General features: G+C 32.6%; 15 protein-coding genes. 12 read left to right on the top strand and 3 right to left on the bottom strand.

Translation table 11 applies throughout. The features are described from left to right. Positions 1–4: 4 nt before the first annotated feature. Both ACZDYH_RS27260 and ACZDYH_RS27255 read left to right on the top strand, forming a co-directional pair. The gene (locus tag ACZDYH_RS27260; RefSeq protein ID WP_088363648.1) at positions 5–526 is read left to right on the top strand and encodes a carbonic anhydrase; all 522 of its coding nucleotides are present in this window, start codon (positions 5–7) and stop codon (positions 524–526) included. 300 nt (positions 527–826) lie between these two features. Then, complete coding sequence (locus ACZDYH_RS27255) at positions 827–2,044, top strand: NAD(P)/FAD-dependent oxidoreductase (RefSeq protein WP_000365630.1); 1,218 nt, start codon at positions 827–829, stop codon at positions 2,042–2,044. A gap of 126 nt (positions 2,045–2,170) precedes the next feature. On the opposite strand, the gene ACZDYH_RS27250 is transcribed toward ACZDYH_RS27255, so the two are convergent. Next, complete coding sequence (locus ACZDYH_RS27250) at positions 2,171–2,740, bottom strand: DUF3841 domain-containing protein (protein ID WP_000743893.1); 570 nt, start codon at positions 2,738–2,740, stop codon at positions 2,171–2,173. A 213-nt stretch (positions 2,741–2,953) separates the two neighbouring features. On the opposite strand from ACZDYH_RS27250, the gene ACZDYH_RS27245 reads away from it, so the two are divergent. The 3 genes from ACZDYH_RS27245 (at position 2,954) to ACZDYH_RS27235 (ending at position 5,765) form a co-directional block, all read left to right on the top strand. After that, positions 2,954–4,384, top strand: coding sequence for a cryptochrome/photolyase family protein (locus ACZDYH_RS27245; RefSeq protein ID WP_063245396.1), 1,431 nt, complete (start codon positions 2,954–2,956; stop codon positions 4,382–4,384). Positions 4,385–4,495: 111 nt separating this feature from the next. After that, positions 4,496–4,951, top strand: coding sequence for a TspO/MBR family protein (locus ACZDYH_RS27240; RefSeq protein WP_139848962.1), 456 nt, complete (start codon positions 4,496–4,498; stop codon positions 4,949–4,951). 103 nt (positions 4,952–5,054) lie between these two features. Next, on the top strand, positions 5,055–5,765 hold the full coding sequence (locus ACZDYH_RS27235) for an alpha/beta hydrolase (RefSeq protein WP_000758830.1): 711 nt from the start codon (positions 5,055–5,057) through the stop codon (positions 5,763–5,765). Between the two features lie 87 nt (positions 5,766–5,852). On the opposite strand, the gene ACZDYH_RS27230 is transcribed toward ACZDYH_RS27235, so the two are convergent. Next, entirely contained in the window at positions 5,853–6,218 is a 366-nt protein-coding gene (locus ACZDYH_RS27230) for a YxeA family protein (RefSeq protein WP_001225224.1), read from the bottom strand. Between the two features lie 554 nt (positions 6,219–6,772). Between ACZDYH_RS27230 and ACZDYH_RS27225 the strand changes: the two genes are divergently transcribed. The 7 genes from ACZDYH_RS27225 to ACZDYH_RS27195 all read left to right on the top strand — a co-directional run bounded on the left by ACZDYH_RS27225 (position 6,773) and on the right by ACZDYH_RS27195 (position 13,818). Further along, positions 6,773–8,311, top strand: a complete 1,539-nt coding sequence (locus ACZDYH_RS27225) for an alpha/beta hydrolase (protein ID WP_000516859.1) — start codon at positions 6,773–6,775, stop codon at positions 8,309–8,311. 334 nt (positions 8,312–8,645) lie between these two features. Then, positions 8,646–9,032, top strand: a complete 387-nt coding sequence (locus ACZDYH_RS27220; RefSeq protein WP_000557320.1) for a YflT domain-containing protein — start codon at positions 8,646–8,648, stop codon at positions 9,030–9,032. Positions 9,033–9,117: 85 nt separating this feature from the next. Further along, the gene (locus ACZDYH_RS27215; protein ID WP_000683215.1) at positions 9,118–9,519 is read left to right on the top strand and encodes a hypothetical protein; all 402 of its coding nucleotides are present in this window, start codon (positions 9,118–9,120) and stop codon (positions 9,517–9,519) included. A gap of 35 nt (positions 9,520–9,554) precedes the next feature. After that, the gene (locus ACZDYH_RS27210) at positions 9,555–10,580 is read left to right on the top strand and encodes a ParM/StbA family protein (protein ID WP_474887581.1); all 1,026 of its coding nucleotides are present in this window, start codon (positions 9,555–9,557) and stop codon (positions 10,578–10,580) included. A 303-nt stretch (positions 10,581–10,883) separates the two neighbouring features. Next, positions 10,884–11,834 carry a magnesium transporter CorA family protein gene (locus tag ACZDYH_RS27205; RefSeq protein ID WP_000388933.1) on the top strand — a complete coding sequence of 317 codons (951 nt, stop codon included), beginning with the start codon at positions 10,884–10,886 and terminating at the stop codon, positions 11,832–11,834. 442 nt (positions 11,835–12,276) lie between these two features. Beyond that, positions 12,277–12,720 (top strand): MarR family winged helix-turn-helix transcriptional regulator, encoded by a 444-nt coding sequence (locus ACZDYH_RS27200; protein WP_000111426.1) that lies wholly within the window; start codon positions 12,277–12,279, stop codon positions 12,718–12,720. 219 nt (positions 12,721–12,939) lie between these two features. Further along, on the top strand, positions 12,940–13,818 hold the full coding sequence (locus ACZDYH_RS27195) for a LysR family transcriptional regulator (protein ID WP_000423188.1): 879 nt from the start codon (positions 12,940–12,942) through the stop codon (positions 13,816–13,818). Positions 13,819–14,120: 302 nt separating this feature from the next. Here ACZDYH_RS27195 and ACZDYH_RS27190 read toward each other — a convergent pair whose 3' ends face one another. Further along, positions 14,121–15,956 carry an amidohydrolase gene (locus ACZDYH_RS27190; RefSeq protein ID WP_049108392.1) on the bottom strand — a complete coding sequence of 612 codons (1,836 nt, stop codon included), beginning with the start codon at positions 15,954–15,956 and terminating at the stop codon, positions 14,121–14,123. Positions 15,957–15,966 lie beyond the last annotated feature (10 nt).

The following is a 15,966-nucleotide window of genomic DNA, read 5'->3' as shown; positions in this document are numbered from 1 at the left end:
CCATATGAATTCAAATAATAAAAAAGTTTTATTGTTAACAGACATTAAGCACGGAATAGAGCCTATTATCCAGCAAGTAACTAACATTCAACAAGAAAACATGTTGACTATACACAGCTACGATTCTGTAATTGTACATCCTTATGGAGATATAATGAGATCTATTATTATTGCTATTTATCAAGAAAATGTTGAAGAAATTTTTGTTGTAGGAATAGAGGATAAAGAAACGGATGTAGTTAATCTACAAATTCAACGTGATTCCATAAAAAATAACAGGGAACTAGACTATCTCTTTGAAAATTGCATGCCTGAATTTTCAAGTGGTAGCCTTGATGAATGGCTAAGTGGAAAAGAAAATGTTAGTGAAAATATTGAGAAGAGTATAGATATGATTTGTCATCATCCACTAGTACCGTCTGATGTTAAAGTTTATGGTTTCAAGATTGATAGAACAGGGGAAAAAGAAACGGTTGTTAAAGTTTCTGTTAATAAAGTAGTGAAACAAATGCATTCTTATGTGTAAGTTATCGATAGATAAGCAACTTTTATTTGGTAGATACTATAATATGTTAAATATTTGGAGTTGTTTCCTTTAAAAAGAGTAAAAGAAATCTTCTATAAATGGAGATCTTTTGCTCTTTTTATAATAAAAATAAAAAATTATTTGACGTTTTTTCGAAAAAAATTTTTAAGACAAGGCTTTTAGGTTTATGAAAACCTTTATTCATGATAGCAAGATAATTTTGATAAGAAGTATATAGTAAGAATGATTTGGAGATACCGATGGGGATATAACTATTTTATTTAGGACGGTGCAATTAAAATGGATTTACAGAAAGGGAAATTATATTGGAACACGACTTTTTCTAATACACCTTCTTATCCTCGTTTGGACGAAGATATAAAATGTGACGTACTAATAATAGGAGCAGGAAGTTCGGGTGCTCAATCAGCATACTATTTGAGTGAATCAGATTTAAATATTGTTATCGTTGATAAAAGAAAGGTAGGACATGGAAGTAACCTTACAAATACAGCACTTATTCAATATTTAGGTGATAAGATGTTTTTTGAACTTGTAAATACATTTGGGGAAGAGTATGCAGTTAAGCATATGAAATTATGTGAACAAGCTATTAATGATATTGAATATGCTGATCAAAACTTGCCTTATTGCTCTGACTTTAAACGACGGGACAGTTTATATTATGCAAGTTATGAAGAGGATATAAAGAAATTAGAAAAGGAATTGTATTATTTACATAAGCATGATTTTAAAGCGGCTTGGTTATCAGAAAAACAAATTGGACAGAGATATCCATTTAAAAAACGTGCAGCTATTTATACGTATAATGATGGTGAAATAAATCCTTATAAATTTACACATAGTTTATTAGAACAAGCCTCTAATAAAGGAGTTCACATTTATGAAGATACAGAGATTGTTGGCAAAAAGTTAGAGAAAGAATGTGCTATCTTTTATACAAAGGAAGGCAATTCTATTACTGCCAATAAAGTAATTGTGGCTGCAGGATATGAAGGATTGGAATTTAAAAAGGAAAAGAACGCTACACTGATTAGCTCATATGCAATTGTTACTAATCCTGTGGAAGATTTATCTTCTTGGTATAAACGCACTCTCATTTGGGAAACTGCGAGACCATATATTTATATGAGAACTACTGCAGATAATAGGATTATTATAGGTGGATTAGATGAAGATACAAACATTGCTCAAGAAAGAGATTCAAAATTAATCCATAAAAAAGAGAAATTAGTGAATGAATTTAATAAGCTCTTTCCCAATATAACAGTTGAACCTGAATTTTATTTAAGTGCTTTTTATGGTGGTACTCATGATGGTTTACCTATAATTGGAATGTATGAAGAGTTTCCAAATTGTCACTTTATCTATGCGTATGGAGATAATGGATTAGTTTATAGTATGGTACTTTCTAAAATTGTTCGAGATATAATTATTAACGGTTCAAGTCCAGATTTGCATTTATATTTACAAACTAGACCAAAACTAAATGAGTAAACTGCATGTATGCAAAATCAAGGTAGTAACGAGTTTATTTAGGGTTCCATTATAAAAAAACGTATTAGTTTCATGTGACTATTTGTTATGTTTATGAATGCTTAAATAAAGCATTCATAAACAATATTATTTGTTAAATCCATTTATCTTACTAAGTTCTGTTATTTGTATAATCCATTCTTTTTTTAGGTAGGGTAGAGTTGCTTGGATATGATGATATTCCCATTCTTCCTCAATGATAGGGTAAAGATCAAATAAGTGTTTTTCTTCATCATTTGTTACACTTGCTTTAGGATTGCCAGTAAGTTTAAAATAAATGTCGCACCATCCGCTATAGTTTGTTAACATGAATAAAAAATTAGGACATGTGAATTCGATGAGGTATATTTCTTTCTCTAATTGAATATCTGATAGTAATTCCCTTGCAGTCTCAAAAGTAGGCTTCTTTTGGTAACCATTGCATGAATGCCATGCCCAAATGGGGAAATCTATAATAAAGTCAATACCTTTCTGTTTCATGTGTCTTACAATGTATTTATATGCTGTGCAATCTTCTTTACTAACAAAAATAGGATCGGTTATAAGCTTACCTTCATTCAAAAGTGTATTTATGGCATTTTGGTTTTGAAAAGTCCATAGGATTGTTGAATCTATAGATGTATTTAAGTTTGATTGTTTATAAAATTGTTTTTTCATCTTTCTCTCCATTTTCTTTTTTATTTTATAAGAGTTTAAGATAAGTACAAAGTGCATTATATTTTTATCTTTATTAAGAGTTGGAAAAATCCATTAAAGATAGAAGAGTTTGTTTACAATTACAAAAAATGATTCTTATAATCATTTAAAAATAACAGAAGTATTTGTTCTAATAAAGAATGAATTTTGCTTTAAGAATTAGAAAGGATAGCCATGCAAAATAAAATTATTGTTATGTTTCAAAAAGATTTTCGTTTATATGATAACCCAGCTCTATTTGAGGCTGTTCAGTCTGGTGAGGTTCTTCCTGTATATATACAAGATGAAACTTTTTCAATAGGAAGTGCGGCAAAGTGGTGGTTGCACCATGCTGTAATAGATGTAAAGAAGCAACTTGAGGCATTGGGCTCTACTTTAATAATTCGTAAAGGACGTACGGAGGAAGAAATACTTTCTCTCATAGAACAATTAGATATAACAGCTGTATATTGGAATATTTGTTACGATCCGGACAGATTACAATCTAATCAAAAAATGAAAATGATGTTAGAGGATAAAGGTATTATCTGTAAAGAATTTAATTCGCATTTATTATTAGAACCGTGGATTATTAAAAAGAAAGATAACACTGAATATAAGGTGTTTACGCCTTTTTACAATGCATTTCAAAAGCAGGTAATACTTAAACCTATTAGCAGAGTGCAGAGTATAAAGTGGGGAAACTCTTTACCAGCAAGCTTATCTGTTTCAGAATTACACTTGTTGCCGACTATACCGTGGACATCTCATATGGAAGTAATATGGGATCCGACAGAAGAAGGGGCATATAAAACATTCAAGAAATTTTTCTCTAGCAAATTAGTCTCTTATAGTGAAGGAAGAGATTTTCCAGATCAAAATGTCCATTCGATGTTGGCACCGTATCTTTCATTTGGTCAAATATCAGTAAAGCTAATGTTTCATTACTTAATAAATAAAAGTACCGAAAGACAATGTAGTCTTTTTGAAAAACAAGTTAATAGCTTTATACGTCAATTAATTTGGCGAGAGTTTTCTTATTATTTACTATATCATTATCCATTTACAGTATATAGACCTCTTAATAAGAGCTTTGAAAATTTCCCGTGGGATAAGGAAGAGGAGTTATTAAGAGTATGGCAAAAGGGGAAAACGGGTTATCCGTTTATTGATGCGGGAATGCGAGAACTATGGCAAACAGGTTTTATGCATAACCGGGCAAGAATGGCTGTAGCCTCTTTTCTTGTAAAGCATTTGTTAATTCCGTGGCAAGAAGGAGCAAAATGGTTTATGGATACACTACTAGATGCTGATATTGCAAATAATACAATGGGATGGCAATGGGTTGCTGGAAGCGGAGCAGATGCATCACCGTACTTTCGTATTTTTAACCCCATCACACAAGGAGAAAAGTTTGATAAAAATGGAGAGTATATAAGAAGATGGGTACCAGAATTAAGAGATATCCCAAACAAATATATACATAAACCTTGGGAAGCACCTGAGCGTATTTTACAAAAATCCAATATAAAACTTGGGGATACATATCCTTATCCGATTGTTGATCATAAGGCAGCACGAGAGAGAGCCCTTTGTGCATATAAAAGTATGAAAGAATTTGTATGAAATAGGTTAAACAATATGTATTTGGAATTTAAATATTAGGATTTTATCCATTACAAGGACATACTAATCATATAAAGTTTCTATAATCTTCTAGTAAAAAGGAGAATGTTTATGAAAAAATCTAGTATTATAGTATTTTTACTAACATATGGTTTGTTTTATGTTTCTAGTGTTTTATTCCCTATTGATCGTACTTGGTATGATGCGTTAGAAAAGCCGTCTTGGACACCTCCTGGTATGACAATCGGAATGATATGGGCTGTATTATTTGGACTTATTGCATTATCAGTTGCAATTATTTACAACAACTATGGATTCAAGCCAAAAACATTTTGGTTTTTATTCCTTTTAAATTATATATGTAATCAAGCGTTCAGCTACTTTCAATTTAGCCAAAAGAATTTGTTTTTAGCAACAGTAGATTGTTTACTAGTCGCTATTACTACGTTACTTCTCATTATGTTTTCTTCCAATTTATCTAAAGTATCGGCATGGTTGCTAATCCCATATTTTTTATGGGCTACATTTGCTACATATTTATCTTGGACAATTTATAGTATAAATTAAAGACGTAAATGAAAACTTGAGCACAATGAAAATGCTCGAGTTTTTACGTTTATTAATGGTAATCTAAAGTATAGAATATACACATCTTAGGGAGGGCATATATGTGAAGAAATGGATAAAAATTACTCTGTACTCTTTACTAGGTATTTTAATTATGGGAAGTGTTACTTTTTTAACGTGGTCTCAGTTTACTTACAAACCAACGAAAGAGGCTTTGTCTTTAGTAGATGATAAAAAAGATGAAAATTATATAGTTTTTGGAGAGAAAGATGCAAAAATAGGAGTTATTTTTTATCAAGGAGCTAAAGTAGAAGCGGAGGCTTATAGTTACTTAGGAGAAGCACTTGCAAAAGATGGGCATTTTGTAGTAATGCCTAAGTTACCATTAAATTTAGCGATATTTGGAATAAATGAGGTAGACAGTGTAATTGAACAGTATCCGGAAGTTCAAAAATGGTATGTTGCAGGGCATTCAATGGGAGGAGCTATGATTTCTAGGTATGCCTTTCAACATGAAGAAAAGGTAGACGGGATTATTTTCTTAGGTTCGTATCCTGCAGATGACTTCTCTACTAAGTCGATTCCGATGTTATCAATTTACGGGGAAGTAGATGCTTTAGCAACTGTAGAAAAAATAGAGAACAATAAAAAGTTCATGTCAAAGAATACAACTATGCACATGATAAAAGGGGGCAATCATGCTCATTTTGGCATGTATGGTGAGCAAAAAGGTGATAATGCGAGTTTAATTACGGCAAAAGCACAACGAGATGAAACAGTGAAAGTAATTGAAGAATGGTTATTGAAACAATGATAACGAATTTAATAAATCTACCGAAAGAATTATCCAAACGGTAGATGGGAGAGAGAATAAAGAGCCAAATCGTATGAATTGGCTCTTTTATTTATTTGCTATCTCCAATTGTCCCCTTATTTTCTCCGGAATATCCTCTTTAGAAATAATATCGTAAGAATACACATACTTTCCTTTCACATGAATTTTTAAGTAAGTTTTTCTTATAAAATCATTAGGCGTGTTCGTTCCAACATTATATTCTTTTTCATTGCTTAATTCATCAACAGCTTTTAGTGAGTACATAGCTTTTCCTTTTTGATGATAATCCGGAACACCATATCCTTTCGCAACGGCATATACATTTTTTTCTTCAGCAATCGGATTAAATCTGTCTAAATCCCCGCGTAATATGAAAGGTAGTAAGTATATAGGAAGGCCTATTCCTAATATGCAAATTACAAATTTTCTCATTATCGTTTCTCCTCTTGTTCATTTACATGCTTCAGTATAGAAAAAAATTCTTATAAATATAGAGGGAAATTCCTTAAAGTTTTCTTAATAAAGTTTCACCATGTGAAAAAAACTAACTTGAGCATTAAGCTTGCGGAATGAATAACCAAATAACTTTTTTCTTTATTTTTTGATATTTCTTAAGAACCTATCAAGAAATAAGTGAGTTTTAGGATTTAGAATAAATGTATCTTACAGTAATAAGAGAATTATCTAAAAAAATTAGAGTGAGAACAATTAAAGAAAGCATCTAGTGGATTGCTTTTTTCTTTTAGAATAGAGAACCCCATGGGTCAGTTACATGTAATGCAGCGCTGTGCTTCTATGTCACTGAAAAATCTAATGATAAAAAAAGAGGGGGAAGGCATTTTTTATTGAAGTTTGTTAATGATAGATTTTTAACTAGTTAGGGGGGATCGTAAAATAGATTATTAATCTCTTTAATAATTTTTATTTTCCTTATAGTTGGCATGTTCTATTAGAAATTTTAAATTTTGAAAGGAGAATCAATAATTATGGGTAAGAAAAGAAGAATAAGTAATAAGTTATTACTTGTCAGTGCAATTTTTACAATAGCAATTCCTTCAGTCTCATATGCGGAGGAAGTAATTTCACCTGAAAATTTTACGAGTTCTTCAAGTTTGTATGAGGGACGGAATACGGAAGTATTGAAAACAAGCTTATATCCTGATACATATAACTATCCGTTTAACTACCAATTTAGTTCGAAATTAAAGGAAGCAAACACAACTATAAAAAAAGTAGACAATAGTGATGATGAAAATCCTATTATATCTACTACTCTTTCATTTATTCGCCATATGAATAGTGAAGATTATAAATCTGCATTTGATTTAACCTCAAGGTCATTACAGAAAATAATATCCGAAGAATGGCTGAAAAGCTATTGGGAGGGACTCCCAGTGCAATTACAAGCAGGTTCTTTTATAGAAATTGGAGAGGTTACACAAAAAGAGACAAATCCTGTTCATACAAATGTGGAGATTCAATTAGTTTTTGAAAAAATGACTGTACCTTTACTAATTAAACTAGATCCATCTGGAAAAATAGACGATTTTCAACTCAGCATGTCGTTTAGTCCTGTTGCAGAGCGTCCATCATATAGTAAGCCTGAGTCATTTGTTGATAAAGAAGTAGTAGTTGGAAGTGGTGCATTTCCATTACCAGGAACATTGTCGGTTCCAAAAGGAAAGGGTCCTTTTCCAGCGGTTATTCTTGTTCAAGGATCAGGAGCAACTGATCAGGATGAAACAGCGTTTGCTTTAAAACCATTTCGCGATTTAGCTGAAGGTCTTGCATCGAAGGGAATTGCTGTCCTTCGCTATAATAAAAGAACTTATGAACATGGGTTGAAAACACAATTCAGTCCCTTTTATACAGTTGATAAAGAGACAACAGATGATGCTCTTCTTGTAACTCAATTTCTTAAAAATGAGCCTCTAATAAATAAAAATCAAATTTATATTTTGGGTCATAGTCAAGGTGGAATGATGCTTCCGAAAATGATTGAAAAAGACCAAAATAAAAATATTGCTGGAGCAATTGTAATGGGAGGGCCAGCTCGTACGATCCAAGACGTTGTTTTAGATCAATTTGAGTACCTTTTCTCTATTGGAGCAATGAACCTGGATCAATATAAATTCTACAAATCGCAATTTGAATTATTAAATGATCCCAACTTCTCTGGTCAGAATCCCCCAAAAGATTTTTACTTAGGGTCAGCAGTATTTTGGGATTCTATACGGAAAATTAAAGCGGCAGAAATGTCAAAAGAACAAAAGACACCGCTTCTTATTATTCAAGGAGAAAGAGACTATCAAGTTCAATCAAAAATTGAAATTCCTCTTTGGAAAGAACAATTAAAAGAACGAGATAACGTAGATTATCGACTATATCCAAAGTTAAATCATTTCTTTACAGAGGGTGAAGGGGAAATAAGTAAGCCAAATGAATATTATAGTCCTGCTAATATCCCTGAGTATGTTATAAATGATATTGCTGCTTGGGTGCAAGGCAGATCGCAATTAAATTAGCAACCATATGTTTTAATAAAAACTTTCTTTCCGTAATCAAAATAGAAATATTTTGATTAGGTTATATGTTTTTTAAAAGCACTCTTTAAAAAGGAGTGCTTTTTTATTTTTCTATGATTTCTATAAAACAATGGGCTTACCTTCCAAACAAATCGTTATTTGGAGCGCTTTTATCAAAGCAAAGTTCTTGTGACATTTCTTTGATATTAAAAACATGAATAACCTATTGTATGAAATTTTTTGAAAATTTAGGTTTAACATCTTTAAAATAGGTGTATTACATATTACATAACAACTAAATAAAAAATAAAAAATCTAAAGGAGGAAAGATACCATGCATACGAATGAAAGAAAAACGGTAGTTTATGAATATCAAAATGAACAGGAAGTAGTTATGAAAGTAAAAGAGCTAGAATTGCAAGGGGTTCGCCACGATGACATTTATGTTTTAGCACATGAAAAACATATAACAAAAAGGATTGCGGATGATACAAACACAAATACGATTGGAGTAAAAGAACAAGGATTGGGAACAAGTATTATCAACTTTTTCTCCAAAAAAGGGGACGAACTTCGAAATCAAATGGAAGAAATGGGGTTGTCGAAGGAGGAAGCTAACTTATATGAAGAAAAACTAGATCAAGGGAAGATTTTACTCCTAGTAACAGCTGAAGTACCAATGGCGAATGCTAGGCAGCCGCAAAACTATCATTCTCTGTAATAGATTGCAACATCTGATAAATAGGTAAGGTAATTATTTTAGGTTGTAGCATGGAGGAAAATAAAAATAGAAAAGGATGAGAAAAATGAAACATACAATATTTAAATATGCTGTAATTGGAATTACGACCGGAGTCATAGTCTCCCTATTAAAAAAAGAAAATCGGAAAGCTATACAAACAAAAGGAAAAAGCGTAAAAGAAAAACTACAAGAAGGAAACATAAAGGAAACATTGGAGAAGGTAACTGAGACAAGTAAACAATTTTCTGTAACTGCAGCTAATGTTGCAAAACAAACATTACCACAACTGCTTACAGCCACACCAGTTGTCATTTCTACCATTAAAGACTTAACAGAAAACGAAAATAACAAAAAGAAAACAGATGAAAAGGATTACGAAATAAATGAAAATAGTAAGAACTTAGACGGGGAAAAAACGAAAAATGAAAAGAAATATGTGAAAGAAGGGAAAGAAGAGAGTGCCTAGATGTAACTCTAAAAATAGAAAGTGAGGAAAAAAGTATGAAATCTCTGTATGCAATTGATGTAGGAATTGGCTTTACTAAAAGGGCATATCGCCAGGATGTAGATTCTGAGATGACGGTTAAGAGTGAAGCTTCCACACTAGCCCCTGTACCTAATCATGCTGAAAGTGAAGATTTAACAAAGGTAAGTTTTATAGACTTAGACTTTGCATACTACATGGGAAATGAAGCACATCAATCTGACGCTTCATTTCTTCCTCCATTTGACGAAGAAATAGAAAATTATTATGAAAGCGAACGATTTAAACAACAAATATTTGGTTGCATTGCAAAGGATTATAAAGAAAATGTCGTGTTACCTTTAGTTGTTACCGGGCTTCCCATCAGTTGTTTTGGTAGTCAGCATGAGCAATTACAACGTGCACTAAAAAAAGAAACTTCCGTGCAAATTGATGGGAAATTTATTCATATTACGGTGGAAAATGCTTTGATTCTTCAGCAACCGGTCGCTTTACATGCCTATTTCTTAAAAGAGGGAATCATTCAGGAACGAGATCGCATCTTAATTATTGATGGTGGATTTCGCACATTAGAAATGACAGATATGAAACAGAATCTCATTTTAAATCATTATGAGACGGAACTAGGATGTAGCAAGCCTTTGAAAAACATTAAGAATATCGTGCAGAATCATGAGGGTGAAAGTAATCAATTGCATATTAACGACATGCCAAACATATTAGAAAAAGGATATGAATGTCGAGAAGAAAATCCTGAGACAAGTCAGGTTCATACTTTGATTCAAAAAGAGTTGGATGCACACTTCCAAGACGTTGTGCGTGTATTACAAGAACAATTTACGTCAGAACAGTATGATACTATTATTTGGACAGGAGGAATAGTAGATCTCCACAAAAAACGAATTAAAAAAATGCAAAGTGAAATTTCTTCTTTCCGTATGGTAGACGCTTCGAAAGAGGCTGCACTTCATGGATACTACATTATTGGGAGTCAAGTATTTGACGACATCACCAATCAATCTGCATATGAATCCAAATTATAATAACGACTGAAATGGAGTTCGTTGAATAGACGTGCCAAATTATGTAGCTTCTTTTCCACATATAATAAATTCTTTATAAGAAAAGATAAAAAGTGCTTGTATAGAGGAAATGTTTAAAATTGAGAATGAAAATAACTAATATAGGGGGTCTTCCTTTTAAAAGAATAAGGCCTCCTATGTCATTTATTTTGTAATTTAGATGATCTAAAAACTTTTCCTCCAAGACATGAATACCTACATACAAATGTCATATTACGGTTATGATTCGATTAAACATAAAACAATTTAGAAAGGAAGAATAATATGGAATGCATAAAAATGACGAAATGGAGTTGGTATCATGTGAAAACTAGTGAGCTTGAAAAACTTTCTTCTATAATCCCTCGTGATGTAACATCTTATTTCTCTCAATTTGTAAAGAAAATAAGTTCTCCTTGTGAAAATGGATTATATGTTTATACGTTATCACCAAGTCAAACTTGTGTATATGGTTCGTTTTTATATGATCAAGATAAAAAGGACGCCAAAATTCAAAAATTTCTTCATTATTTCGTAGCTCATGGAATACTGATAACAGTTCAGGAAAAAGAGGAAGAGGATTTCAAAAAATTAATACATAATTTCCCTATGGGTACAAAAAATTGTAATAGTTCCGCTGAAGGATTATGTGCTATCTTATCAATGTTTATATCTCATTATTTGCGAAAGGTTGACTACTTTGAAAACAATTTCAGAAATGTATTATGGGATTTTTATCATCATAATAACATAGCAGTTTTAGAAAGGATTTATCATATTCGTCATGAATTATTTATGAACACACACGTGTTTCGCTTAATACAAGAAGTGTTACAAGGCCTAAAAGAAGCTTGGTTAGAAAAACTAACAAACACCCTTTGTTATAAACAAACAAGCGTAAAATTAGAGCGTGGATTACAACTCGTTAAAGAGTACCAAGAAGAATTAGACACGATGATTCATTTGCAAGAAGTTGTTTCTTCTCATCGTGGGAATGAAATTATGAAAGCTCTTACTGTATTAACTGCTGTGAGTACGCCTTTGACAGCCTTAGGAGCATTATGGGGTATGAATTTTAAATACATGCCTGAACTAGAATGGAAATATAGCTATTTAATCGCTCTCTTATTTATTATTTTCACAACAGGGGGGATGTATATGTATATGCGATTCAAAGGATGGACAGGTGACTTATTACGAGTAAAGAAAAAGAAATCTTTTTTTAAATCTAATTAATCCTGTTTATAAAAAATATGATAGATATATGATTTGTAATATTTATTAATCGAGATAGCACCATATCCCCATCAAGTTAAAGTTTTGATGTCCTCACAATGATAAAAATGGTGAATATTTATATGAAAGATTAGAGCTCTCCTTCTTGTAGGAGAGCTCTAATCTTTGTTTAAAAACTATATCATATACTCTGAAATTTGTCCGGATTCAATTTAGAATATGGCAAAAGAGAACTTGCCATTAAAAACAAGCTCTCTTTAAAAGAAATAACGTAATTGAGATACTTATATAGTAACAATTGTTTTCTTCTAATTCCATATGTCATATGTTGAGAAATAAATTATGATTGGATTGATAAAGCTAAAATGAATGATTGACATAATATTTTGACGATAATATAATGAATCTCGAATTCAAGATAACTTGTGAAGGATTGGTAATTATGAGCGTGATTAACGATGAGAGCTTATCTTTAAAGTTATTTGTTATATTATCAAGGGCAGTACAGTCAATTACTAAGCGTATTGAAGAGGATATAAAAAGTTATGGACTTAATCCAACTGAATTTGCAGTGCTTGAGCTACTGTATAGTAAAGGCGATCAGCCTATACAAAAAATTGGAGACAAAATATTACTTGCAAGTAGTAGTATCACGTATGTAGTGGATAAGTTGGAAAAGAAGCGGTTCTTAATACGAAAACCATGTCCTAAAGACCGCCGTGTCACGTATGCGTCAATTACTTCAGAAGGTATTGAATTGATGGATATTATTTTTCCTCAGCATAAAGAGGCGATTCGGCAAATATTTGGTGGTTTGGACTATATTGAGAAAAAAATGATAATCGAAAAGTTGAAAAAATTAGGGTATTATGCACTCGAACTATAAATTTTTAGAAATATATCTCGAATTAGTAATGTCCTAATTAAATATAAATTAAATAAATAGGAGGAAAAATTAATAAATGGTAGTAAATTTATTATAATACAAAATGAATAAAACGTGTAATTTCAATTGGTATAGTGTGAAATAAAGTTGTTATGTTAACGTATACATATCGTCCTTTAAATTATAAATCTTTCATAAAGCGGAGAGTGGGTATCAAGAATGGAATTACGTCATTTAGAGTATTTTATTCAAGTTTGTAATAATAATAGTTTCACTAAAGCTGCGGAAGTTCTAGGTATTTCACAGCCGACTTTAAGTCAACAAATACGAGTTTTAGAAGGTGAACTTGATACACCCTTGTTTCATCGAGTTGGAAGAGGTATCAAAATGACAGAAGCGGGTAAGCTGCTATTTGATAAAGGAAAATTTATCATGCAACAATTTGATGACGTTTATAATGAAATTTTTGAATTAAAGGGTGTAAAAAGAGGTGTGATTACTATAGGAGGTTTATTAGAGGATCTCACTTATTTAACACCTTATATTATGAAGTTTCAACAACATTATCCCAACATTGTAGTAAAGATTATAGAATCCGAAGTTGCTGTAAATCAAATCGTTGACAAAAATATTGATTTCGGGATTACACGTAGTGCTCAAATTCCAGATACATTAACAAACACCCTTTTGTATAGTGAAGAGCTCGTCCTTGTCATTCCAAAAAATCATCCTTTGAATGAAAAATCATTTGTTTCTTTTCGAGAATTAGTAGGGCTCAGTAGAGTAATGGTTTCATGTAGTTGTCGTGAATCTATTAAGATATATTGTGAGAGTTTAGGGTTATCTTTATCTGAAGCAAATATAGAAACAAAATCTTCTATTTCTCTATTGAGCCTTGTATACAATGGACATGGGGTTGCTATAATACCTCTTTCACTGGTTAACTTTGTTAATAATGATACTTTGAGCATAGTTCGTATTACTGATCCAACACCAAGTCAAGATATTAATCTTATTCACTTTGATGATAAATTTTTAAGTTTTGCAGCACGTATCTTTATGCAGAAGTTAAATGATTCTCAAAAAGTATCAGTGTAATAGAAATAATAATGATTTTAGTGTAACAATTGAAAAATTAAGATCTATATTAAAGTCAAAGGGCAGTGGATTTATATGTGTGGTGTAGTCGATCAAAAGGGGATACCATTGACTTTTAATTAAGGAAAAAAGGAAAGACTTTGCAAGGAGAGAAGGTTATCAAAAACAAGTTAAGTTAATCAATCAATTCTTTGGTCTTATCGTATAGTAACAGATTCCATAAGGGATATACACTGCTATTTTGAATTTATATATCCTTATTGTAGAAAGAAAACCACCGGCATTATACCGGTGGTTTTGATTTAGAAAGCAAAGCAAGTACAACCAATACCCCATTTAGTTCCATCTTTTCCTATTACGGTATGAGTGTGTTGATGGAGAGGGTTACTACAACTATGTAACTTGTTATCATGGGAATCGTGAGAAAGTATAGTGTTGGCTAGGTTAGCACCACCATACCCATAAACGCCCGTCGGTGACCAATCAGGTGATGCTGGCGGCAATTCAGGTGATAAGTTTTTAAATTCATTATTTCCATAAACAACCTGCCCACCCATAATGGTGAGCAATGATTCAAGGTCTTTGATTTCTTCTTCCGGCACAGTAAAGTAGTCAGCAGACAATACAGCAATATCAGCAAACTGACCGACTGCCAGGGTTCCTTTTTTACCTTCATCACCAGAGAACCACGCACTTCCTTTTGAATATAATTCCAGGGCTACTTTTCTATCAAGTTTATTTTTTTCATCGTATATGGAAAGCCCACCAATGGTTTTTCCAGCAACCATCCAGTAAAGAGCAACCCAAGGGTTATAGCTGGAAACCCTGGTTGCATCACTACCGGCGCCAACAGGTATACCAAGGTCTAACATACGATAAATCGGAGGAGTATGCTTTGCAGCTTCCTTTCCGTATAAGTCAACAAAGTATTCACCTTGAAAAGCCATGCGGTCTTGGATGGCAATACCGCCATTTAAAGCCTTAACACGTTCCATACTACGATCTGAGATTGTTTCTGCATGATCAAACCACCATCGTAGCCCATTAAAAGGAATTTCTCTGTTAACTTCCTCAAATACATTTAAGAAACGTGTGATTGACTCGTCATAAGTTGCATGTAAACGGAATGGCCAACGGTTTTCCACCAATAGAGAAATTACTTTCTTTAAGTCGGCTTCCATCATCGTAGCTAGTTCGGGCCGTGGCATTTGAAATTTTTCAAAATCAGCTGCAGAGAATACTAACATTTCTCCGGCACCATTCATTTTATACTTATCATTTCCTTGACCTGGAGAAACAATTTTTGTCCATGAAGCAAAGTCTTCATATTCATGATTAGGATTTTGCGTAAATAAATTATAAGCAATACGTAAAGTTAATTGTTCCTTCTCGGCTAAATGTTCAACAACTTTGTAGTCGTCAGGATAATTTTGGAAACCGCCACCTGCATCAATGGCACTTGTAATACCTAATCTATTTAATTCACGCATAAAATGGCGAGTTGAGTTAATCTGGTCGTCAAGATTAAGTACTGGAGCTTTACCCAAACTTGAATAAAGAATAGAAGCGTTAGGGTTAGCAATTAAAAGGCCCGTTGGATTACCTCTTTTATCCCGCTGAATTAAACAGCCTGGAGGATCTGGGGTATCTTTCGTGTATCCCAGTGCACGTAGCCCTGCACGATTTACAAGTGCTCTATCGTAAAGATGTAGCACAAAGACAGGCGTGTCTTCAGAAACAGCATTAATCTCTTCTAATGTTGGCATCCGTCTCTCTTTAAATTGAAATTCAGACCAACCTCCAACTACTCTTACCCACTGAGGAGCAGGTGTACGTCTTGCCTGTTCTTTGAGCATTTCTAGAGCAATAAAAAGTGATGGTACGCCTTCCCAACGTAATTCCATATTATAATGCAGACCACCACGAATAACGTGTATATGAGAGTCATTCAGGCCTGGAATAGCTCTCTTTCTTTTAAGGTCTATTTTTTTTGTTTTTTCCGTGGCACTATTAAGAAGCTCATCTCCACCTACTGCAGTGACTAAACCATCAGTTATGGCGATAGCAGATACCTCAGGCTGAGAAGGGTCAAGGGTAGTAATTTTTCCGTTGTATAAGACCATATCCGGTACATTCATATTCACACCT

Source organism: Bacillus sp. EB V-12 (assembly GCF_056158125.1).
Note: the sequence above shows the minus strand (reverse complement) of the source record. Positions and strands in the feature narration are given on the sequence as shown.

What these genes read in the sequence shown, in the direction of transcription:
- ACZDYH_RS27260 (WP_088363648.1), top strand. Translation starts at nt 5, where the DNA reads ATGAATTCAAATAATAAAAAAGTTTTATTGTTAACAGACATTAAGCAC.
- ACZDYH_RS27255 (WP_000365630.1), top strand. Translation starts at nt 827, where the DNA reads ATGGATTTACAGAAAGGGAAATTATATTGGAACACGACTTTTTCTAAT.
- ACZDYH_RS27250 (WP_000743893.1), bottom strand. Translation starts at nt 2,740, where the DNA reads ATGAAAAAACAATTTTATAAACAATCAAACTTAAATACATCTATAGAT.
- ACZDYH_RS27245 (WP_063245396.1), top strand. Translation starts at nt 2,954, where the DNA reads ATGCAAAATAAAATTATTGTTATGTTTCAAAAAGATTTTCGTTTATAT.
- ACZDYH_RS27240 (WP_139848962.1), top strand. Translation starts at nt 4,496, where the DNA reads ATGAAAAAATCTAGTATTATAGTATTTTTACTAACATATGGTTTGTTT.
- ACZDYH_RS27230 (WP_001225224.1), bottom strand. Translation starts at nt 6,218, where the DNA reads ATGAGAAAATTTGTAATTTGCATATTAGGAATAGGCCTTCCTATATAC.
- ACZDYH_RS27225 (WP_000516859.1), top strand. Translation starts at nt 6,773, where the DNA reads ATGGGTAAGAAAAGAAGAATAAGTAATAAGTTATTACTTGTCAGTGCA.
- ACZDYH_RS27220 (WP_000557320.1), top strand. Translation starts at nt 8,646, where the DNA reads ATGCATACGAATGAAAGAAAAACGGTAGTTTATGAATATCAAAATGAA.
- ACZDYH_RS27215 (WP_000683215.1), top strand. Translation starts at nt 9,118, where the DNA reads ATGAAACATACAATATTTAAATATGCTGTAATTGGAATTACGACCGGA.
- ACZDYH_RS27210 (WP_474887581.1), top strand. Translation starts at nt 9,555, where the DNA reads ATGAAATCTCTGTATGCAATTGATGTAGGAATTGGCTTTACTAAAAGG.
- ACZDYH_RS27205 (WP_000388933.1), top strand. Translation starts at nt 10,884, where the DNA reads ATGGAATGCATAAAAATGACGAAATGGAGTTGGTATCATGTGAAAACT.
- ACZDYH_RS27200 (WP_000111426.1), top strand. Translation starts at nt 12,277, where the DNA reads ATGAGCGTGATTAACGATGAGAGCTTATCTTTAAAGTTATTTGTTATA.
- ACZDYH_RS27195 (WP_000423188.1), top strand. Translation starts at nt 12,940, where the DNA reads ATGGAATTACGTCATTTAGAGTATTTTATTCAAGTTTGTAATAATAAT.
- ACZDYH_RS27190 (WP_049108392.1), bottom strand. Translation starts at nt 15,956, where the DNA reads ATGAATGTACCGGATATGGTCTTATACAACGGAAAAATTACTACCCTT.